Source organism: Eubacterium maltosivorans, assembly GCF_002441855.2.
Lineage (GTDB): Bacteria > Bacillota > Clostridia > Eubacteriales > Eubacteriaceae > Eubacterium > Eubacterium maltosivorans.
Genome location: NZ_CP029487.1, coordinates 2,066,926 through 2,088,087 on the forward strand (window position 1 = coordinate 2,066,926; position 21,162 = coordinate 2,088,087).

The 21,162-nt window shown below is 47.5% G+C and carries 16 protein-coding genes and 1 riboswitch; of the genes, 4 read left to right on the forward strand and 12 right to left on the reverse strand.

The features are described from left to right. Positions 1 to 128: 128 nt before the first annotated feature. The 5 genes from CPZ25_RS09890 to CPZ25_RS09905 form a co-directional block, all read right to left on the reverse strand. On the reverse strand, positions 129 to 5,573 hold the full coding sequence (locus tag CPZ25_RS09890) for an AAA family ATPase (RefSeq protein WP_096918695.1): 5,445 nt from the start codon (positions 5,571 to 5,573) through the stop codon (positions 129 to 131). A gap of 105 nt (positions 5,574 to 5,678) precedes the next feature. After that, positions 5,679 to 6,389 (reverse strand): hypothetical protein, encoded by a 711-nt coding sequence (locus CPZ25_RS09895; RefSeq protein ID WP_133067056.1) that lies wholly within the window; start codon positions 6,387 to 6,389, stop codon positions 5,679 to 5,681. A 367-nt stretch (positions 6,390 to 6,756) separates the two neighbouring features. Next, positions 6,757 to 7,398, reverse strand: coding sequence for a CpXC domain-containing protein (locus tag CPZ25_RS09900; RefSeq protein WP_096918693.1), 642 nt, complete (start codon positions 7,396 to 7,398; stop codon positions 6,757 to 6,759). A gap of 643 nt (positions 7,399 to 8,041) precedes the next feature. Beyond that, positions 8,042 to 8,194 carry a hypothetical protein gene (locus CPZ25_RS20450; RefSeq protein WP_167495209.1) on the reverse strand — a complete coding sequence of 51 codons (153 nt, stop codon included), beginning with the start codon at positions 8,192 to 8,194 and terminating at the stop codon, positions 8,042 to 8,044. Further along, entirely contained in the window at positions 8,191 to 9,027 is an 837-nt protein-coding gene (locus tag CPZ25_RS09905; RefSeq protein ID WP_096918692.1) for a leucine-rich repeat domain-containing protein, read from the reverse strand. The genes CPZ25_RS20450 and CPZ25_RS09905 overlap by 4 nt, the downstream gene beginning before the upstream one ends. Positions 9,028 to 9,446: 419 nt before the next feature. After that, a riboswitch (cobalamin riboswitch) is annotated at positions 9,447 to 9,576 on the forward strand. 165 nt (positions 9,577 to 9,741) lie between these two features. Here CPZ25_RS09905 and CPZ25_RS09910 point away from each other — a divergent pair. Both CPZ25_RS09910 and CPZ25_RS09915 read left to right on the forward strand, forming a co-directional pair. After that, a complete protein-coding gene (locus CPZ25_RS09910) occupies positions 9,742 to 10,494 on the forward strand; it encodes an energy-coupling factor ABC transporter permease (protein ID WP_096918691.1) in 753 nt (250 codons plus the stop codon). 1 nt (position 10,495) lies between these two features. After that, the gene (locus CPZ25_RS09915; protein ID WP_013382165.1) at positions 10,496 to 10,816 is read left to right on the forward strand and encodes an energy-coupling factor ABC transporter substrate-binding protein; all 321 of its coding nucleotides are present in this window, start codon (positions 10,496 to 10,498) and stop codon (positions 10,814 to 10,816) included. A gap of 217 nt (positions 10,817 to 11,033) precedes the next feature. Here CPZ25_RS09915 and CPZ25_RS09920 read toward each other — a convergent pair whose 3' ends face one another. After that, on the reverse strand, positions 11,034 to 11,708 hold the full coding sequence (locus tag CPZ25_RS09920) for an energy-coupled thiamine transporter ThiT (protein ID WP_224168724.1): 675 nt from the start codon (positions 11,706 to 11,708) through the stop codon (positions 11,034 to 11,036). A gap of 208 nt (positions 11,709 to 11,916) precedes the next feature. Between CPZ25_RS09920 and CPZ25_RS09925 the strand changes: the two genes are divergently transcribed. Continuing rightward, complete coding sequence (locus tag CPZ25_RS09925) at positions 11,917 to 13,572, forward strand: L,D-transpeptidase family protein (RefSeq protein WP_096918690.1); 1,656 nt, start codon at positions 11,917 to 11,919, stop codon at positions 13,570 to 13,572. 74 nt (positions 13,573 to 13,646) lie between these two features. Next, positions 13,647 to 14,369: a DUF5131 family protein gene (locus tag CPZ25_RS09930; RefSeq protein WP_013382168.1), complete on the forward strand. Its 723-nt coding sequence runs from the start codon at positions 13,647 to 13,649 to the stop codon at positions 14,367 to 14,369. Between the two features lie 42 nt (positions 14,370 to 14,411). Here CPZ25_RS09930 and CPZ25_RS09935 read toward each other — a convergent pair whose 3' ends face one another. From CPZ25_RS09935 to deoC (CPZ25_RS09960), 6 genes are all read right to left on the reverse strand, one after another. Then, on the reverse strand, positions 14,412 to 15,632 hold the full coding sequence (locus CPZ25_RS09935) for a M20 family metallopeptidase (RefSeq protein WP_096918689.1): 1,221 nt from the start codon (positions 15,630 to 15,632) through the stop codon (positions 14,412 to 14,414). Positions 15,633 to 15,781: 149 nt separating this feature from the next. After that, the gene (locus CPZ25_RS09940; RefSeq protein WP_013382171.1) at positions 15,782 to 16,516 is read right to left on the reverse strand and encodes a GntR family transcriptional regulator; all 735 of its coding nucleotides are present in this window, start codon (positions 16,514 to 16,516) and stop codon (positions 15,782 to 15,784) included. A gap of 122 nt (positions 16,517 to 16,638) precedes the next feature. Then, entirely contained in the window at positions 16,639 to 18,003 is a 1,365-nt protein-coding gene (locus CPZ25_RS09945) for a sn-glycerol-1-phosphate dehydrogenase (protein WP_096918688.1), read from the reverse strand. 60 nt (positions 18,004 to 18,063) lie between these two features. Then, complete coding sequence (locus CPZ25_RS09950; protein WP_058693488.1) at positions 18,064 to 19,584, reverse strand: xylulokinase; 1,521 nt, start codon at positions 19,582 to 19,584, stop codon at positions 18,064 to 18,066. 92 nt (positions 19,585 to 19,676) lie between these two features. Continuing rightward, on the reverse strand, positions 19,677 to 20,396 hold the full coding sequence (gene deoC / locus CPZ25_RS09955) for a deoxyribose-phosphate aldolase (RefSeq protein ID WP_074617541.1): 720 nt from the start codon (positions 20,394 to 20,396) through the stop codon (positions 19,677 to 19,679). Positions 20,397 to 20,430: 34 nt separating this feature from the next. Continuing rightward, the gene (gene deoC / locus CPZ25_RS09960; protein ID WP_058693486.1) at positions 20,431 to 21,150 is read right to left on the reverse strand and encodes a deoxyribose-phosphate aldolase; all 720 of its coding nucleotides are present in this window, start codon (positions 21,148 to 21,150) and stop codon (positions 20,431 to 20,433) included. Positions 21,151 to 21,162: the final 12 nt, after the last annotated feature.

Consider the following 21,162-nt stretch of genomic DNA (forward strand, 5'->3'; position numbering starts at 1 on the left):
GTTCCTTTCGTACTCAAACCTTTTATAAAGATAAGCATCTCTGTTACACGTACCAAAAGAACACCTGATTCAGGTGTCCTTTTGGTACACACGAAAGCAGAAGTCTGCTTTCTGGTCAACTTGTTATTTTATTTTTTACCAATCCGCTTTCTGCTGACTGCAATGCCGCCTGCGGCTGCCAGCGCCAGCAGTCCCACAGCAAGGTAAACCCCTGTGTTGTCTGCGGCGATACCGGTATTGGTGTTTTTTGTTCCTCCTGCGGTGGCTCCAGTACCTGCGCTGTTGACAGAATTCTGGGACTGGCCGCCGTTTCCGGTGTTATCCGGATTGACTGGCTGGCCGCCGCCCTGGGTATTTTTAAGACCCACAATTCCAAAATCCGACAGGGTGCTCTCAAAGGTCAATGTATTCTGATCTTTGTCGAAAGACACGTTTTCAAGGTATTCTTCCGGTTTGTCTGCAGGCTTGTGGTAAATAACATAGCGGTCGTAACCCTGGGCTTCTTTCGGTATCTTAAGCGTGATTTTAAGCTTCATACCGTCGGGCAGGGCCGGTTCTGCTGTGATGTGGAACAAGGCTGCCAAAGTACCATTTTCGTACTTCTGGGCTATCGTGTTCTGCACCGCTCCGATGTCTCCGGCTTTTTCTACTGTCAGCTTCGTGCCGTCCGGAACCTCCGTAATTACCTCATAACCGTCAAAAGTTTCCTTGACAGGCATCCTCAGGCCTGTCAGAGCTTTGCTTAAGGCCGACTCCGCAGATGCGACCATTTCCTGGCTGGTATCTGGGTTTGCAAGCGCTGTCTCTGCCGCTTTAATGGCCTGTGCCAGGCTGGCGTAAGTAGCTTCGGTATAGGCTTTTTCATCCTTGTCCTTTGCCTGGTCATACAGCACCTGCAGGTTTTTGGTATCTGCTCTGAGCTCGACGTTGTCCCTGGCTGTGTTCAGCTTTTCGATGGCTTCAGACACCTCCGTCTCTGTCAGCTCGTTCTTCTTTAAAAGAGTCTCCGCTTCAGCCAAGGCCGCCTCATAGGGCGCGTAGGTCGTTGGTTTATAGCTGTCCTTATTTTCAGGATTAACCGCTTCTCTCGCTTCTTTCACCGCTGTTTCCAGAAGCCCCCTATCGCCCAGTTTATTCATGTCAAGGGCTGCCTTGGCCGCGATTAAGGCATTGGCCGTGCTGTTGGTTTCTTCCTGGGTTATGTCTCCTTTGGCGGCAGTTTCAGACGCTTTGGCCATCACCGCCTCAAATTCGGTCCAGGCAGCTGTGGTGTAATCCGACGCCTTTAAGCCGCTGTATTCTTCCAGCAGCTGGTTCAGGTCTCCCACAAAAACCAGACGCGCTTCGGCTGCCTTCAGGTTTTCTACAGCCTGATCGACTTCTTTTTGCTGATCCTTTTCGGTATCCGCGCTGTTCAGCTCGCCAGCGGCGTCCAGAGCTGCCTTAAAGGCCGCGTAGGAATCTGCGCTGTAGCTGTCCTTTTTCTGGGCAAAGCTGTCCGCTTTTTTGATTTCAGCCTGAAGCGCGGTAATGTCCGCGGCTTCCTTCATTCCTTCTAAAGCCGTGTTGAGCAGAGTCTGCTGTTCTTCCACCATCGCCTTGCTGGCTTCAGGATTTTCATTGACAGCCGAGGCTGCTTCCAGAGCGGTCCGCAGGCCGGTATAGCTGGAGGCCGTGTAGCCTTCCTCCAACAATCTGGCCTCTGCCTGGGTGATCAGAGCCTGCAGTCCGGCTTTGTCCGGCACTTCAATGAGCCCGTCAAGGGCTGTCTGAAGGGCCTGTACCTGATCGTCAACAGCCTCCTGGGTAGCGTCCAGATCACCCAGCACCGCCTCGGCGGAGACGATGGCTGTCTGAAGCGCCTCAAAGCTCGCCGGTGTGTAGCTGGCTTCTGTTTTGCCTTTAGCTTCGTCCAGCTTGGCGCTCAGCGCGCTGGTATCCGCCTGGTCGGTAAAGGCCCGCAGCATTGGGAACTCGCCGTCCACAATCTTCCAGGTTTCCTTTGGCCATTCGGCAAAGGTGGCTGCTTTTTTCAGCTCCTCACCAGTTTTGGCATATTGGGCGTCTTTTCCCTCAGAGGCCCCAATGATATCCGAGTTATAAAAGCTGTTATTTACTTTGATGTTTTCATGTGAATAAGACGCTTCAAATATCCCCAGAATCCGATCTACTTGAATCGCTCCATTGACCAGACAGTTTTCAACTGTCAGCCCCTCGTTCGAGCCTGAAAAGACCCACGCACCCTTTGCAGTTATATTGGGGGCAATCAGACAGTTGCGGTACTGTCCCATATAATTTTTAGCGACGACAGCATGTACAAAACCGTCCTCTTTTTTTATCTGCCCGTCAATCCAGCAGTTTTCCACCAGAGTCTCGTGGCTGTATAAGTTTGAGGCCAACGGCGCGTAGCGATACTCCTGATTTGATCCGTCATAATATTTCGGGATATTATCAACATTCACATTGAGATGAAGATTCCTGACGACTGCCGGTTTTCCTCCGTATTCATCAGAATAATCCCGGAGTCCCAGCTGATAGAACAGGCCCACATGGTTATCATGAAAATTCAGGATACTGTGCCCCTGGCCGTCAAAGGTACCGGTAAAAGCACGGTTATTATAATCGCTTCCAGAGAAGTCTTCGAGCACTTCCAAGGTTAGCAGGCCGTCACCCGCGGCGTCGATATCATTGTTAAGCACAACGGTCTCACCGTCAAAGGCGTAGTAATTCAGATACATACGGAAAGCGTTGAGGTCGTCCAGGGTACTGATGACAAACTCGCCCCTTTCGGCGTGGAAGGTGTTGGCCGGGTCTGTGGTGACCAGCTGGACGCTGGCGTTAAGCAGGTCGGCCGCCGCCTGGTTTACCTGGGCCTGGCTGGTTGCCGGAACGTCCTGGTTATTGTAGGCCTCTGCGGCTTCCAGCATGGCCTGATAGTGGCTCAGACTTTCATCGGTGTATGGCCGTGCCAGAAAATAAGCGGAGCGTTCAATCTGATTCTTCAGCTCCGTAAGGTCTGCCGCGGGTACCAGCGCCTCCCGCGCTGTGTTCAGCGCCTCGACCTGGGCGTTGACTACGGACTGGCGGTCTACCGCCGGGTCTTCGGACACTGCCTTGGCCTCAGCTATCTTTTCCTTAAAGGCATTGTAGCTTGTGGCTGTGTAGAGGCTGCTGTCCAGAGCTTCCGCATTGCTAATGGCGCTGTCTAGAGCTTTTTTGCTGACTGGCGCCAGGGCCAGTGCGCTCTCGGCTGTTTGGAGACTCTTCAGGGCTTCATCCGCTTCTTTTTTAAATAAAGGATTCTTGGCCGCTGTTTTTTTGGCTGACTCCAGAGCGCTGGCGTAGGCCTTATAGCTGTCCGCCGTATAATCCACCTCTGGGTGGCTGGCTTCGGAAGCTGTGATGGCGTCTGCCAGAGCCTGTTTATCTCCCTGGTCCGCATATTCCTTGGCGTCGAGGGTATCCTTGGCGTCTATGAGCGCTTTGTAGGCTTCCGCGATCTCCTCACCCGAAGGATTTGGCTTATTGGCTGTTTCCTCCGCCTTTGTGAGGGCGCTGTTAAAGGCATCGACCGCTCCATCTTCATACTGGTCCTTATTCAAAACGAGGCCTTTATACTCGTTTACCTTGTCCTTGAGCGTCTGCTGGTCAACGTTGTACTTCAAACCGTCCATTGCCGACTGGAGCGCCTCAGTCTGCGCCGCCACCTCGGTCTGCTTGCAGGTATCGCCCGCCGCTATAAAATCCTCCGCCTTTTTTATGGCTTCCTGGAGGGCGGCAAAGCTTTCATCTGTGTAGAGCCCGCCGTTGTTGCTGATTTCTTTGGCTTTGGTTACAAGTGAGAAAAGGCCGTCAACCGAGCCGAACTGGTTCAGGCTGGGGTAGTCCCCTTCCTTAAAGAACCAGACCGAATCGTCCCAGTCCTTGTACAGGTTATCCTTGGTCTTTAAAACCGTCAATTCTTCAGTGGTTTTGCCCGGTTCTGTATAAGCTGCGCTGGTCACCTTTGTGCTGTCGTAATAAGCGTTGGTCACCGTGCTGGTATTCATGGTGAGCCCGCGAATATTCCTTCCACCTAAGGTTCCCACAAACAGGCTGTTTTCAGCCTTGAGTGCGCCGACTGCGTTCAAACCGCCAACGCTGTAGGTTGTATCGACATCGGCTTTTACCAAACAGTTTTTGACGGTTGGCTGACCTGCAATATTTTGAGCAAGCGTCCCGACCAGGCCGCCAGCATTACAGGTTGGGCCCGTCACAGTCAGCTTACCTTCTACGGTGCAGTTTTCAATGACGCTGTCACCACTGTAGATGGTATTGCAGAGCAGGCCAAAGGCTGCTCTCGACTGGGTTGTATCCTTAACATTCCAGTCCAGCCCCAGATTTTTGATGACGCCGGCCTTTCCGGTTTTCCCCAGCGCTTTAAAAAGGCCCGTGTTCTTTTCACTGCTGCTGGAAATGGTATGGCCCTGGCCGTCGAAGGTGCCGCAGAACCCATAGGAAGAAGCCGCAGCATCAAACTCTGCCAAATTGGCGTCGATATTTTTCAGCAGAATGACCTGCTTTCCATCATAGTCGTTTTTTTCAAGACTATTCATAAAATTCACCAGGTCGCTGGCGGTGCTGAGCTTATAGACCCCATCTGCAGGATTGGGATCCCATGTATCGCCCGAGGGCTCAACGGCTTGAAAAAGCTTGAGGACCGGGTAACCGCCTTCCTTAAAGCTCCAGACCGAATCATCCCAGCCTGCATACAGGTTATCCTGGGTCTTTAAAACCATCAGTTCCTCAGTGGTTTTACCTGGATCTTTGTAGGTCGCATTGGTTACCTTTGTACTGTCGTAATAAGCATTGGTCACCGTGCTGGTATCCAGGGTGAGCCCGCGCACAGTTTTTCCTTCCAGTGTTCCCGTGAAAAGGCTGTTTTCAGCATTAATCACGCCAATACTGTTAAGGCCGCCTGTATTAAGGGTTGTGCTGACTTCCGCCTCCACAAGACAGTTCTTGACAGTTGGCTGACCCTGGATATTTTTGTCAAGCGTCCCGACCAGGCCGCCCGCATTACAGTATGCACCGGTAACTGCTATTTTTCCTTCAACAAAGCAGTTCTCAATGATGCTTTCGCCGCCATACACTGTATTGCACAGCAGTCCATAAGCTTTTTTGACAACAGAGTCCTTAATGCTCCAGTTTAAATGAAGATTTCTGATGACGCCAGCCTGTCCGGTGTCCCCCAGGGACTGAAAAAGCCCAGTTGTCTTGTCCTGCGTGCAGGAGATGGTATGCCCCTGACCGTCAAAGACACCGCAGAATTTATAAGAAGCCGCCGCACTGTCGTAGGCAACGGCGCTGTCATCAATGTTAATATCTGTTTCTAATTGGATGGTTTTATCTTTATAACCGCCATTCTTCTCAAGGCCATTCAGGAAATTCACTAAATCGTCCGCTGTGCTGATTTTATAAATATCCCCTGACGGGTTCCATGTACTGCCCGTCTCCGCCCAGGCCATGCCTGGCAGAAGCCCACCAAGAATGATGCTGAGTGTTAAGAGTAAACTGATTACCTTTTTTCGCATATTCTTTCCCTCTACTCTACTATTGCTATAAAACGGTATAAGCGGGAGACGGTACCGTCCCTCGCTTATACCTGTTCTTATTTCAAATTAAATGTTGTGGAATGCTTAGTTGGCTGATGGCCACGCGATAGTAGAGCTTGTAGTTGCTCTAATTGTTTCCGGAGTGTATGATCTATCACCTTTTGTTTTGTTTACCAAACCATTAACCCAATCGTATTCCGGACCATAGTCGCCTTCTTTGATAATGGTTGGCAACGCAACATCATTCAGGCCAACATCAGCACCCATGTTGATGGAGTACTCAAAATGGATAACGCCATCGTTTGGAATGTTGGCAGCGGTTGTGTCAGCATTGTAATACTGATCGCCACCATACATGGTTTCATCATTTACTGAGAACATCCAGCCGGAAACGCCAGAGTATTCAGAGCCTGCCAGGTAATTGTCGCTCGGGCTTGGGTAGATCATGGAAGCGTCAAAAATCGCATCGGTATAGCCATTGGCTGCCTTATAAGCTGCCTGGTCAAAAGCAGGAGTAGCGGTATCTCTGAATGCGGAAATATAGGTACCCCAGGTAGAGGCCGAGTACTGGATTGGTTTTGCGTCTGCCGGAGCCGCGTCATAGTTGCTGGCCACCTTTAAGATATCAATGATTTTAGCGTCTGAAGGAACATTGGTCACTTTCACTGGTCCAATTAATTTATCATTTGAACCTCCAAACACTTTTCTATCCACCTGTACATAGACGGTCTTGGTTCCTGCGTCCGCGGTCTGTACCTGTGCTGCGAATGTCGGAGCTGCGAATCCTACCATCATTGCTGCTGAACCTAAAAGTGCTAAACCTCTTTTTGCTGATTTTGCGAATGCCATAATTAAAATCTCCTTTAAAATTTATTTTTTCGTTTTTGAATCGGGCTTTCCTTAAAGGGATTGCCCAAGGGCCGTAAATGAGATATAATTATGAAGTCTATAGGAAATATCAGACTTCATGGGACCGTTTGGAAATTAGGCCTTCCAGCGGTCCTTTTTCCTGCCCTTTTAACGGCGGGCAGGTGCCTCCTTCACACTTTTACCTTCTTCGATAAAGCTCACTCCTTTCCCATTCTCACAGCATCATATTTTTGAAATATTACCATTTATCTTTCTGCTGTGCTCCACTTTGGAGCAAGCATTGTAAACCTTGCTACGCCAGCGCTTCTGCCCAGGCTTTATCAATCACGTACTCGCCCTCTTTTTCCTTAAAGCAGGGCACCAGCCTCGGCGAATTGGCCAGAGCTTTGTAGTCGGCAAAGGGGGTATCGATAAAAATCTGCTTTCCAGCGTTGTTGATCGCCCCGAACACCACTTTTTTCTTCTGGAACTCAAAGCTGCCAAACAGCACCTTGTCAATGGCGATGGGCGAGTTTTCAGCCCTCAGCTTTGCGGATACGTCCTCGTATATCTTATGATCCAGATAGGCGATAATCTTATCATTCAGGTTGGACTCGAAGATATGAATCTTTTCCAGAAGGTCCATCACATCCTTCACAATTCGGATCCGGTAATTTGGAAACATCTCCAGAACCTCCTCCGCTGCCGCCGCTGTATCAACATCGCCCATATCCAGGATCACCATGTATTCTTTTTCCATGTCCTGATACTTGAGCGAATAAGGTTCTGAAAAAGCCTCACCGCACTCTGGACAGGTGTGCCTGAACAGCTCTGTTTTAATGAGCTTTGCTTTCAGCTCCTCATCCAAACTGGCGTTTATGGTTTCATATCCTTTAATCTCAAAGGCTTCGCGGCATTTTGGACACTCGATGGTAATGGTTTTTGTTTTGGCCATGATACGGCCTCCTCTCTGTTTCCTGTCAAAAATTTTGTATACAAAAAGGGGCTCCTATCATAGAAATCCAATTCAAATAAACCATACGCCACCAAAACAATTGCTGTTTTGATCGGTACAATATTTTTGATTATGAATATCTGTGATAGAAGCCCCAGAATAGCCGTAGAGCGTCTATATTTTCGATGAACAACCCTAGTGACGAGGATTAATTGCATCAAGACTGTAACAAACAGGTTTCCGACTCGTCTTTACCAGTGGTTTCCGGCAAGCATCACGATAGCGGCTCTGTACTAGGATTCACACCTACTTCCCTCAGGTGTCTTAAGAAACTCTCAAAACACCCTAGCTGCATATAACCAAAATGATTATCATGCGGCAATTCATTACAGTTGTTATTAAATTATGCAAACGAGTGGTTCTTTAAAGAATAGCTGCAATTGATACAATTTGTTGTCATCTCGTTTACAAGCCTTATTCTAGCATTATAATTTATTTTTTGCAACCTCTATTTTTGATTTTTTTTAAATACAGTTGCTAAAAGTACCATTTTCCGGGCTGTTTCAGCGTTTTTTTATTTTTAAAGCTATCCGCTGAAGGGTCCGATTCGCAATTAAGGAACTATTATTTTTTTACCCTCATCTTATAATATCTGGGGCGGCATATTCCGATAAGCACCGAGAAAAACAAAGCCGTCTTTCATGCTGTTTTTTAACGTATCACTATCAACATCTCGGTTAAAGTAATAGGCCAGGGGGCCGAGGCCCACATGGGCGTTGGCGGCTATGTCTGTCATTGAGAATCTGGCTGGATATAGTGGACCTTATAATCATACTGCCTGCAGTAGCGGTCTATTTTGGAGCCCTCGTAGCAATGCACGGTCACATCGTTCCGGTTAAAGATCCACTCGCCCATTTCATCGGGATTGTGCCTTATCTCGACCTTCTTGAGATTGGGGCAGCCGTGAAACGCCCATTTTCCAATGGTCTTAACGTTTTTGGGAAGCTTTAAGGCTGTGAGCTTTTTGCATTTTAAAAAGCCGGATTCTTCAATGACTTCCAGGCTCTCGGGCAGCTCCAGCTGCTGAAAGCTGCAATTCACAAAGGCTTCTTTACCGATATATTTTAGATTTTGCGAAAACCGGATGGATTCCAGGCTTTTGCACATGTAAAAGGTTCTGAAGGGCAGTCTTTCGATGGTGTCTGGCAGCTCGATATGCGCCAGCTTATCACAGTTGTAAAAAGCATTCTCACCGATCCGGACAAGCCTGTCCGGCAGGGTGATGCTTTCCAGGCCGCGGCAGAATTTAAAGGTGCGGTCCTTGATGGACTGGACGCCCCCTGGTATTTCAAGCGACTGTATTCTGCGGCACTCCATAAAGGCGGCCTCTCCCAAAAGCTTCAGGCTTGAGGGCAGACTGACGGCGGAAAGCATGGTGCATCCCTCGAAGGCATGGCCGCATATCTCCTTCACGGATTCTCCGATTCTGACCTCCTTCAGCTTTGTCAAATTTTTAAACGCATTTACGCCAATCCGTTCAAAGCCTTCCGGAACATTGACACGTTTGATATTTGTCTTTGGCAGGTCTTTTTTTGAAAAAGCCTCGATACGTTTTGCGCACTCACTCATCTGTTTCCTCCAAAATTTCTTCTTCTGACTGGACTTTCAGCTACATTGCTCTTATCCTTGCGGCAGAAACCTCTCATAAGTTAAAGTAATAAAACTTCTAAAATGTTTCTTTTCTTTCTATATAATCGTTTTATTCTTTAAATGGCTATTTTGTTTCTTATATTTATTTTAACGCATTAATTATATATAAAAAGTTTCGAAAGTCAATTTCAGAACCTATTGTAGTTTATTTTTACGATTTTGTCAAATAAATAAAAAGCATTTAAGATTATCCATATTTTTTTCTTATACTCTTAACTTAAACGCTCAAAATACATATAGGGGGTATGTGTATAATTATTTCTGCTCTTTTTTAAAAAAATTCAACTTTTCTTATTGACATTATGGAACAAGGTGTTATAATTAAAAGCGTAGCCGGCACACCGGCGCACTTTAATGGTTTCCATCACAAACGATGGTTAAAGCATAATTGGGTGTAAATCCCAAACGGTCCCGCCACTGTGAGACGCAAGTCGAGTCAGGATGCTGATCATTAAAACTGCAATACATTTGGTTACGAGGAGATAACTGAGTGTCAGGACGAAATTATAAGGTTTCAGGATTCGTTATTTCGTACTTTCACCGCTTATCCGTCTGGTAAGCGGTTTTTTTTCGCTCTGCTGCCCTGTTGATTGAATCGTAGCCCGGTAAAATTCATTTTTAGAGGAGGTAAAAATGACAAAGAATCAAAGAAGGTTTGTCATACTGCTGGGCGCGTGGGCGCTTGTATTCGGGATTGTACCCGCCGCAAACGCAATGCACATTATGGAGGGCTACCTTCCTGTGGGGTACTGCATTGCATGGGGTGTTATCTGTATCCCCTTTTTAGCTGCTGGCTTTTTCTCTATCAAGAAAACTTTAACCGGCAACAGAAGATCCATTACGCTTCTGGCCATGGCAGGCGCTTTCATTTTCGTTATTTCATCACTGAAGATCCCTTCTGTAACAGGCAGTTGCTCCCACATGACGGGTACAGGTCTTGGGGCCATCCTATTTGGACCAAGCGCTGTCAGTATTCTTGGCATCATTGTCTTGTTATTCCAGGCTATTTTGTTAGCGCACGGCGGCTTAACCACCCTTGGCGCAAACACCTTTTCAATGGCCATTGCCGGTCCCTTTGTGTCTTTCGGCATCTACAAGCTCTGCCAGAAGCTGAAGGTTAACCGCAAGATTGGCGTTTTTCTCGCCGCTGCGCTTGGGGATTTGTTCACCTACTGTATTACCAGTATTCAGCTGGCGATGGCTTACCCATCCGAACAGGGCGGTGTGGCCGCATCGGCTGTAAAATTCCTGGGCGTCTTTGCCCCGACTCAGCTGCCCCTGGCCATTATTGAAGGGATTTTAACGGTTATTATCGTTATCGCTTTAGAAACTTACGCAAGCCCGGAACTCAAATCCATCGGCTTTTTAGCATCGGAGGAAGTGTAAAATGAGTAAAAACAAAAAATTAGTGATCGTTCTCCTGGTGATTGTCGCTTTACTGGTTGTCGTACCGCTATTCGCCCTTCAGGGCGCTGAATTCGGCGGCTCTGACGATGCAGGCAGCACAATGATTGAGGAAATTCAGGGCGGCGAATATGAGCCCTGGTTTACGCCTGTGCTTGAAACGATGATTAACGGTGAGCTTCCTGGGGAAGTGGAATCTTTGATCTTCTGTCTCCAGACGGGTATCGGCGTCGGTATACTGGCTTTCTTTATGGGCCGTTTGGTTGAACGAAAAAAACTCGGCAAGGAAGAGGCCGAGCTGTAGATACAAAAGCACGCTTACAAGGCGTGTTTTTGTTTTTCACTATATTATAAATAAGAAGGTTTTTTATATCTGCTTTGCCTTTTCTGCTGCTGTCTGTACTACTGCACCCACCACCGCACCTGCTGTCGGGAATTTTTCCCTGTAAAATCCTCTCACACTCCGCGTCCTTTAAACATGATCCCAATGATAACAAACCAGACTGATCTTATCCAAAGCATTAAATTTCCGCAATCTGGCGCACACGGGCCAGTCCCTTCGATACCGATGGAACAGCCAGCAGAATCATTGTCAGCGCGCCTTCCGAAAAAATATAGACCGCGTTGTACACCATCGAGTAGGGCAGCGCGCCCCATCCTTCCCAGGCCATGGAACCGAAAAACAGCCAGCCGGAAAGCACCGCAAACACATAGCGGCCACAGATGCCGGCCAGGTATCCCTTTATGAGCCCATGCTTTGACTGGGTGAAAAAGCCCGACAGGCCCAACGCGCCAAAGGCAAGTATATAGTCAACCAGCACCTGAAGGGGATACAAAATATAAGGGTCTATCACCATTTGCAGAATGCCATAGGCGATTGCCGCCAAAATCCCAGTCTTTGGGCCATACCAATAGCCTGTCAAAGTAATAAAAAGCATACTGAACAGTGTCACAGAGCCGCCAGTAGGCAAATGGAAAATCTTAATATTCGATGTCACTACCGCCAGCGCAATGGCCGCAGCGCAAAAGGTCAGATGCCTTGTGCTGATCTGGCGGTGTTCATTTTTCCCGGCAACAAGCGATGCGATTACCAGCACAACGGCCATCAATGCGATAAGCGCCGCGTATCCTGCGGCTGTCGGCATATAGCTTACGCCGCCTTCAGACGTTACAGGCTTTATAAAAAATTCCAGCACGGTTTTTTACCTCCAAATTTTCAGTCGTCCGAACTTCAGACATAATTTTATTATACGTTTTGCCTGGTAACCCTGTCAACCTGCCTTCGTCCACAAAATGAATCTTAAAGTTCACAGAAGGGCTTAATATTCACAAATTAAAGATTTACCTTTGCCTAAAAAAATGATAAAATCAATTATATACTGCAAATAAAGAGGATTTAATCTTATGGATGAAAAGAATTTACAAGATCAGCGCGAGGAGCGTACCCCCGAAGAGCAGGCGATTGAGAACGCCTCTCTTTTTGAGCGTCCTGTCCCTCCGGAGGATGCGGTCATCATTGATGAACCTGCTGCGCCAGAGGCTCAGGAGGAAACTGTTATTGACCCGCCCAGGCCGCCTGAGGGCGGAACTGAAGGCGATGCCGACCAAGCAGGCGAGGTTCTCACCTTTGAGGAGGAGACCCCTGCCAATGATTCTGGAGACGGCGAGGAACCGCCGGATTCTGAAGAGAAAAAAAGCCATAAAAAGGTCTGGATCGGCATCGGTGTTGGAATTGGTATTATCCTGGCCATTTACCTTGGCTTAAGCTTTTATTTCAGCACTCGTTTCTATTTTAATACCACCATGAACGGCTTCAATGTCACTGGCAAAACGGCCGCTCAGGTCGACCAGGAAATGCAGCAAAACGCAGCGACACACACATTAACACTGAAGGAACGCGGCGGAAAAACCGAGACCATCGCTGCAGACCAGGTCAATATGCGCTATATTTCCGACGGTAAAATTTCCCAGATGTTAAATGACCAGAACGCTTTTGCCTGGCCCATGTCTCTGGTGCCGTCGGGTCATCAGGATCTGGAAGCGACTTTCAGCTACGATGACGCTCAGCTCACCAATGCACTGAACCAGCTTCAGGCTGTATCCGGAGCAGAGGTCGTAAAGGTCGCCAATGCTTATCCTAAATTCAACGGTACAAGCTATACGATCGAACCAGAGGTTACCGGCAACGAGCTGGATCCGGCCAAGCTAAAGGACGCTGTAAAAAACGCTATTTTATCCGGCGATACCGAGCTGGATCTGGAAGCGGCCGGCTGCTATAAAAAGCCTTCCTTTACCAAGGATTCCGCTAAGGTGAAAGAAGCGATGGATACCATGAACAAGTATCTGAACGCAATGGTTACCTATACCTTTGGCGACGCAACAGAGGTACTTGATAAAAATACCATTAATACCTGGCTGGCTGTGGACGGCAATATGGATGTCCAGTTCAATCAGGACCTCATGACCACCTATGTGGCCAATTTATCGGATAAATACGATACCTATGGCATTACGCGAAGCTTCCAGACTAGCGGCGGCGGCAGTGTCAGCATTGCCGGCGGCGATTACGGCTGGCTGATTGACCAGGACGAAGAGGTCGCTGCGCTCATTCCAATTATCCAGGCAGGACAGCCTGTAACCCGTGAACCGGTTTACGCGCAGACAGCTGCAAGCCACAGCTCTCCAGACTATGGAAACACTTATGTTGAAATCAGCCTCGGCGGGCAGTACATGTGGTTTTACAAAAACGGCGGCCTGGTCGTTGGCACTCCTGTTGTTACAGGAAGCCTGAGCGGCGGTTTTGCCACCCCAAGTGGTGTTTATGGCCTTGACTACAAGGCGATGAACGTTACTTTAAAGGGCGAGGGCTACGCCTCACCCGTTACCTTCTGGATGCCGTATGCCGGCGATATCGGGATTCATGACGCCTCCTGGCGCACAGACTTTGGCGGCAATATATACGTCAACAGCGGCTCGCACGGCTGTGTCAACACACCATATGCGGCTGCTCAGGCCATCTATAACGGTATCGAGGACGGTACCCCTGTTATTGTCTATTAATAAGATTAAGGCGCTTAAAGCACCTGTGGCGTTCCAAAACGGAACGCCTTTTATTATTTTAGAAGGAGAATCCTATGTCTATTACCTGGAATCCCTGGCATGGCTGTCAAAAGATCAGCGCTGGGTGCCAGAACTGTTATGTCTACCGTATGGACGAGAAATACGACCGCGACAGCCATCAGGTATCTAAAAATTCCTGCTTTAACCTGCTGTTGAAAAAAAAACGGGATGGAAGCTTTAAAATCCCTCCAGGCGAAATGGTTTATACCTGCTTTACCTCCGACTTCTTTCTGGACGCTGCCGACGCCTGGCGGCCAGAGGTATGGGCGATGATGCGTGAGCGCTCCGACTTAAACTTTTTGTTTATCACAAAGCGTATCCACCGCTTTGCAGCGTGTATCCCTGAGGACTGGGGCGACGGCTATCCCAATGTTCATATCTGCTGTACGGTTGAAAACCAGGCCATGACCGACTACCGTCTGCCGCTGTTTAAAGAGGCGCCCATCCGCTATAAAAGTATTGTGTGCTCCCCCCTGCTCGGCCCTATCGACCTCACTCCCTGGCTCGATCCTTCCTGGGTATGCCAGGTAACCGTCGGCGGTGAATCCGGCCTCAATGCACGGGTATGCCATTACGACTGGATACTGAGCCTGCACAGACAGTGTGTTGACGCCAGAGTCGCCTTTCATTTCCAACAGACCGGCGCGCGCCTGGTAAAGGACCATAAGCTCTACCGGATCAAACGCAGGGACCAGCATTCCCAGGCAAGAAAGGCCGGACTTAACTATACACCATAAAAAGACCAGCTGCACGGCTGGTCTTTTTCGAGTTTTAATCTGTTATTTCTTTTTCAAATCAAGGACAGCGGCAAGTATTGCCTCTGTTCCCTTGATGGTTTTCATCATCTGCGAAATTTTGACCTGTTCCTTCGGCTGATGCGCCCATTTCTCTTCAGCATGAGAGTATCCAATGGTCGGAATCCCACGCAGTCCCGCGGTATATCCACCATCTGTACCAAATTTCCAGTAAAAGCACTCCGGCTTTTGTCCTGCGTTCTCCAATGCGTCCAGAGCCTTTTTTACCACAGGTATCTGCTGGTCTGTCGCCCAGGGCGGATGATATTTATTCACTTCACAGGTGTAACCTGTGTAAGTTTTTTCACAGTAAGCCCGCGGATATACCTCGGCCTTAAATTCCGGATCCTTTTCCGCAAAGCCGTCAATTACCGTCTTAAGCTGACGCACCACGTCCTCCAGTGTTTCATCCGGCGAATAGCGCCGGTCAATGGATATTTCACATTCATCAGGAATAATACTCTGTGCGCCCGGACGGACAATACAGTCGGTTATTGTAACTGAATTATCGCCCAAAACCGGATGGGCTTTAAGCGTCCCGGGCATCTCCTCGAAAATATACTGCATAACAGGCAGCATTTTTTCAAGCGCGTTGATTCCCTGCTTTGGCTGGGAGGAATGCGCTGTCTTTCCCATTGTTTTAACGACAAGCTCTACCTTTCCACGGTGTCCCAACGCCACCCTTCCTGAGCTCGGCTCACACAGAATACACAAATCAATGCTTTCACCTTCAAGGGTATGGTCAATAAGATACTGCATTCCCAGCATTTCTGCCGCTTCCTCATGCACGACCGCCGAAAAAATAATCTTGCCTTTCAGAGAGGCCCCCGCATCCAGGGCCTGCTTAATCTGCTTAAATGCAAAAAACTGTGCTGCCAGCCCTGCCTTTAAATCACTGGCGCCCCTACCGATCAGCACATCCTCCTCTACGGCCGCTTTAAAAGGACTGTAAGGCTTCCACGCCTCCAAATTTCCTTCGGGCACCACATCAAGGTGTCCGTTCAGCAAGACTGTCGGCCCGTCTCCACAGGCTATTTCTCCATAGACATTGCCCGCTTTATCGACCTGCGGCGTGACGCCAATCTGGTCTAAAGCATTCTGCATAAATTTTGCGGCTTTGCCTTCTTCTCCAGAAAGAGACGGTATTTCAATCAATGCTTTTAAAAACTCCACATAATCTTTTCGTATTTTACAATCGTCTGACATTTTGTTTCCTCCTGAACTTAATGGCCTGCGCTTATCAGTTGGTTGACGATATTTTAAATAAAAAGACCAGCAGCTCAGGCCTGAAAGACCTGCTATCGTAATAATATCCAGGTTTTATAAGGCTCTTGAAGCGGCTGGTCTCACCACGTTTATAAATTATGAAACTCATACTTCAATTTGATTTTATCTCCACGAAAGACAACTTTAGAATACTCGTAGGGCGTATCGTCCTGTGCAAAAAGAATATCCTCAAGAATCAGAAGCGGATAGCTTTCTTCCACGCGGAAAAGCTGGGATTCTTTTTTAGATGCCTTGACGGATTCTAACGTTTCCTGTATGCGTGTGGGCAACAGCTGATATTCTTTCTCAAGAATAATACACAGCTGCTCATCAACAAGATCATGCTTTTCGATTCCCTCGCACAACTGTACTGGGATATAAGAGTAATGCAGACTGATCGGCCTGCCCTTAAGATATCGCATACGCTCAATCAGCATAACCGGCGCAGCCTCGGGAATGCGCAGCTTTCTCGATACGCTGCCTGAAGCCTGGATAATGGCAGAGTCCAACAGTTTTGTCGTCGTTTCGTACCCCATACGCTCAAGCTGCTCCCGAAAGCCCATATACGCTAAAGATTCTGTCATAATCTTTGGCTCAGATACAAAGGTACCCTTACCTGGAACGCGGTAGAGTACACCCTCCTGAACCAGATTCTGACAAGCCGTTCGAATGGTCATACGGCTTAGATCATACTCTTTGCTCAGCTCGCTTTCAGAGGGGATTGCAGTTTGTGGTTTCCAAATGCCGGTGTCGATATTATTTCGTATCAGCTCTTCTAACTGAACATAAAGTGGCTTTGGATTATTTCTTTCAATACTATTCATCTTTAATCCTCCTGAAAGTGTGTGTCTATATCATACCATAATCTTAAACGCTTTTTCAATATCGTAAACCACTTTGTTATAACGCAAACTTTCTTATGGCTTCAATTTAAACCGGAATGGCCTTAGAACTCCAGTTTTTTTATTATTTTACTCGAAACATCTTCCATGATACCAAGGGCTTCAGCCAACCAAAGTGCATTGTAACGGCCGCTGCGCGTTTCCTTTGCAAAGTACAGGCTCTTTACCAGCTCATCCTTATCAATCTGCAGCTGTTTTGGGTGCCATGGAGCGCCTGCTTTTTTTAGTTTTTCAATAAGGGCCCCGGACGAAGGCATCGCTTCAAAACGTTTGGCCAGTGCTTCACGGTGCTCAATAATCTTTTCTATTTCATTTCGTCTTACTGCTTTGTCAAAGGAATGGTTTTCTGCCTGTAATTCCAGAATACTCTCCGCGCCCTCGCCATAAACCGCTCGGATTTCCTTTTCCCATTCGCCTCTGTCCCAGGTTTTTTCCACAGCCTTTTCAACATCGAAGCGCTCAAAATCGATCGCCATAATTTCTTCCCAAATCATGGTGTTGATAACGGCCCCAACACCGACCTCCTGGCCGTGCATTGATTGCGGCACACCCTTTTCATCCTGGCATTTAATCCAGAAATGGTTCAGCTGGTGCTCAGCACCGGAGCCACAGGGCGATGAATCATACCACGCCATCGCCACCGCACTTTTATACAAGGCATCTGTTAAATTTTCAATGGCCTTTTTCTCTCCTGGCACGATCCCCTCTATTGTCTCATCTGCGGCCCCTTCGGCGATACACTCGCCCATCATCGCTTCTACCCGGTCACAATAATAAATGTCCTTAATCAATTTTCCTGCATACCAGTCCATACCTGCGCTTATTTTAGAGATCACCTCGCCCACACCGGCAGCGTTCATGACACTCGGCGCTTTAGCAATAATATCGGAATCGGCCAGAAGCAAACTGGGATAATTAAGGTAATATGTAACCTGGAGCCCATCGACAATGATAATGGACATGTTTGTAAAAAAACCATCCATCGTCATGGCCGACGGAATAGAAACACATTCCAGTTTCAGGCGTGTTGCCACATAACGGACCACATCCGTCACTGTTCCGCCCCCTAATGATACGATATAATCAGCGTCGAAGGGCGTATTGCAGACAACATTCCCAACCGTGTGCTCATCCGGGCGGATATGGCCTTTGAGCACATAGCATTCAATCTCAAGCCCCTGCTCCTGCCAATATGCGTAGATTTCCCTGCCAATGGAACCAAAAATCACCTCGTCTGTTACGAGTATCCCCTTTTTACCAAGCTCAAGTGCTTTGACATAATAAGGCAGCTTTCTTGCCGCACCCGAATCAATAACGACCTCTCCAATCGGCATCTTATGATGTCTCCCACATTCACAGTCAAAATCATGCCTTTCATAAATATTAAAACCGCTGTTTTGCGTATCCATTTTTCCTCCAAAATAAAATACTGGCCAGTGTCAACCTGGCCAGTACGTATATGTTTTTTATTAGAATATACGGTTGTCCAAGGCGTTATAAACGTTGATAAAACGCTGATAAGCTTTATCATAAGCTGCGAATTTTTCGGGATTAGGTTCGAAAACTTCTGTCAGTTGAACCGCTTTTTCAGCTGCATCCCGGCAGTTTTCATAAGCGCCAACGCCGATGCCAGCGTACAGAGCAGCCCCTAAGCAGCCTGTTTCTCCTGCGCTCAGCAGCTGGATAGGCAGTTTGAAAATGTCGGCCAGCATCTGGCACCACATCGGAGATTTCGCGGCGCCGCCTGTCAAACGAATTGAGTTGATTTTGATCCCAGCTTCCAGCTCTGCGTTAATGATATCATATACCTCAAAGCTGATGCCTTCCATTACCGCCCTTGCCATATCAGCTTTTTTTGTTCCAAGAGACATTCCGATAAAAACACCGCGTGCCTTATCATTGATTTTAGAGCCGGACGCCCCCTGCAGGTATGGTAAAAAGGTTATACCATTTGCTCCTGGCGGTACGTCTGCAATCTGCGCGTTGATGAGCTCATACGGGTCTGTTTTGACCAGCTCAGCCGAAAATTTTTCAATGTCACAGAATGTATCGCGGTACCAGCGGTAACTTGAGGCGGATGTATTTGAAAAGGCCTCGATGGTGTAATTACCAACGCCATGATTCCCCTTAACAACGAGTCTTCCCTTTGGATCGCGGATCGGTTCATCACTCACAATAAAGCATGAGCCGAAGGTTCCCATTACCACAACTGCTGTTCCATCATCCACACCGCCCGAGCCAAAGGTATTACAGTTCTGGTCGTGAGCGCCGACACAGATTGGTGTTCCTTCAGCCAAACCAGTCAATTCTGCGACATCCTTTGGAATATGTCCGACAACTTTCCCCGGTTCGTCTACCAACTCAGCTCTTTTTTCCAGCGGAATCCCTAACATATCATGCATGCGCTTCGACCAGCATTTATTGTTGATATCCATCATACCCTCGCGGCTTGCAGATGAAAAGTCTGTATAATACCCATCTGCGCCAAGCTGCTTGAGAAAATAGTCCTGATGTGTGGAGAACATGGCTGTTTTATTCCAGTTTTCCGGCTCATGATGTTTAAGCCACACTAATTTCGCGATACTAAAGCACATTCCCAGCGGATCGCCAGTCAGCTGGTAATATTCTTCTCTTGGAATCTGATCTGTAATCCATTTTATTTCTTCCTCGCTGCCTCGGAGATCCTGCCAGCCTACAAACGGGCGGATCAGTTCGCCTTCTTCATCTAAAAGACCGATAACAGACCCCTGGGAAGAAAGCCCCACAGCCATGATATCCTTTGGGTCTACCTGCGCCTTACGGATGGCTTCCTTACATGTTTTGAACAATGCCGGGGTCATATCCTCCGGAATTTGTTCTACCCAGCCTTCATTCGGGTAGTAACATGGGTATTCACGGTAATCGCTCCCAATAAGGTTTCCTTCAAGGTCAAAAACGCATACTTTACAGCCGGTCGTTCCGGCGTCCATACCAACTAAATATTTTCCCATTTTGTTTCTCCTCTATAACTTCGTTTTAGTTTTTAATATTAAATCTCTGATCAAAGTCCCCCAACTCTGATTTTGGCAGTATGTTTTTTGCTTTATCCCTGGTATGCGGGAATTAATCCAATTTTCCGTAAATCATCAACGCCGTCTAAAATTTCTTTGCCGCCCTGAGTTCCGATCAATTCTGCTCCGGCTAAAATAAAGGCAAATGCATTCTGCGGACGCGGCGCCTTAACCCCTGCAACCTTTACCTTGGTGTCAGAACCTTCCAATGCTTCTACCATTAAGATAACGTCTGAGACACTTGGTCCTGCATATTGTCCTGTCGAGGTCTTAACCCAGTCGATACCTGCTTCGGCCACCAGCTTGGTAGCGGTTACAATTTCTTCTTTGGTTAACATACAGGTTTCAATGATCATCTTGGTCATTGCCGGTCCCGCTGCTTTTTTATAGTCCTTGAATTCCTGCAAGACCTTATCGTATTTTCCTTCTTTTAAATCGCCAACATTCATACAGTTATCCAAGACTGTTGCACCCAAACGAACGGCTTCTTCTGCTTCAAAACATTTTACCGCGCTGCTCTGCTGTCCAAAAGGAAAACCGATCCCTGCCCCGACCAACAGATCTGTTCCTTTTAATTCCTCAGCAACGACCGGGGTCCAGTAAGAGGATGAAAAACAGAATGCCTTGCAGTTGTACTCAATAGCGGTCCGGCACCCTTTACGGATGTCCTCTTCTGTTGAGTCTTTGCCCAGAACAGAAAAATCAATCAGCTTTCCCATGTCACGTTTTGTCATTTTCGATAAATCAACCATTTTTTTACTCCTTTATTTTGTTATTATTTTAAATTTAACCTTCATATTTTGGAACAACGCCAATTTCACGCATCATATCTAAAGAGTCAATGATCTGCGGCGCCTGGCGTGTACCGATCAATTCTGCTCCGCCCATTAAGAAGCAATAAGCGTTTTGCGCTCTTGGAAATTTAACGCCGGATACCTTTACCTTTGTATCGCTTCCTTCCAGGGTCTTGGCCATAATGCGTACCTGTTCCATCGTTGGGCCTTCCCACTGTCCTGTTGATGATTTGGCCCAGTCAAGTCCCGCTTCTGCAATAAGCTCACAACCAATACGAATTTCTTCATCTGTCAGCATGCATACTTCCAGGATCATTTTTGTGATTGCCGGTCCTGCCGCTTTTTTATAATCTTTAAATTCCTGAAGAATCTGGTCGTATTTTTTGTCTTTCATCAGACCAACATTCATGACATTATCTAAAACGGTCGCTCCCATTCTTACAGCTTCTTCTGTCTCAAAACATTTAACTGCGCTGGTCTGCTGCCCAAACGGGAATCCAATCCCTGCGCCAACTAAAATATCGGTCCCCTTTAATTCTTCCGCAACCACAGATGACCAGATTGAAGAAGAGAAGCAAAAAGCCTTTACATTGTATTCAATGGCTGTTTTACACTCTTTGCGTATAATCGCTTCTGTCGTGTCCTTTGGGCCAATGAAATAGTCGAAACATTTGCCAACGTCTTTTTTTGTCATTTTTGAAAAATCAATCATTTTTTACTCCTT

Bases quoted from the DNA above. Each gene is read 5' to 3' on its own strand.
- CPZ25_RS09890 (WP_096918695.1), bottom strand. From the start codon at position 5,573: ATGCGAAAAAAGGTAATCAGTTTACTCTTAACACTCAGCATCATTCTT.
- CPZ25_RS09895 (WP_133067056.1), bottom strand. From the start codon at position 6,389: ATGATGGTAGGATTCGCAGCTCCGACATTCGCAGCACAGGTACAGACC.
- CPZ25_RS09900 (WP_096918693.1), bottom strand. From the start codon at position 7,398: ATGGCCAAAACAAAAACCATTACCATCGAGTGTCCAAAATGCCGCGAA.
- CPZ25_RS20450 (WP_167495209.1), bottom strand. From the start codon at position 8,194: ATGACAGACATAGCCGCCAACGCCCATGTGGGCCTCGGCCCCCTGGCC.
- CPZ25_RS09905 (WP_096918692.1), bottom strand. From the start codon at position 9,027: ATGAGTGAGTGCGCAAAACGTATCGAGGCTTTTTCAAAAAAAGACCTG.
- CPZ25_RS09910 (WP_096918691.1), top strand. From the start codon at position 9,742: ATGACAAAGAATCAAAGAAGGTTTGTCATACTGCTGGGCGCGTGGGCG.
- CPZ25_RS09915 (WP_013382165.1), top strand. From the start codon at position 10,496: ATGAGTAAAAACAAAAAATTAGTGATCGTTCTCCTGGTGATTGTCGCT.
- CPZ25_RS09925 (WP_096918690.1), top strand. From the start codon at position 11,917: ATGGATGAAAAGAATTTACAAGATCAGCGCGAGGAGCGTACCCCCGAA.
- CPZ25_RS09930 (WP_013382168.1), top strand. From the start codon at position 13,647: ATGTCTATTACCTGGAATCCCTGGCATGGCTGTCAAAAGATCAGCGCT.
- CPZ25_RS09935 (WP_096918689.1), bottom strand. From the start codon at position 15,632: ATGTCAGACGATTGTAAAATACGAAAAGATTATGTGGAGTTTTTAAAA.
- CPZ25_RS09940 (WP_013382171.1), bottom strand. From the start codon at position 16,516: ATGAATAGTATTGAAAGAAATAATCCAAAGCCACTTTATGTTCAGTTA.
- CPZ25_RS09945 (WP_096918688.1), bottom strand. From the start codon at position 18,003: ATGGATACGCAAAACAGCGGTTTTAATATTTATGAAAGGCATGATTTT.
- CPZ25_RS09950 (WP_058693488.1), bottom strand. From the start codon at position 19,584: ATGGGAAAATATTTAGTTGGTATGGACGCCGGAACGACCGGCTGTAAA.
- deoC (WP_074617541.1), bottom strand. From the start codon at position 20,396: ATGGTTGATTTATCGAAAATGACAAAACGTGACATGGGAAAGCTGATT.
- deoC (WP_058693486.1), bottom strand. From the start codon at position 21,150: ATGATTGATTTTTCAAAAATGACAAAAAAAGACGTTGGCAAATGTTTC.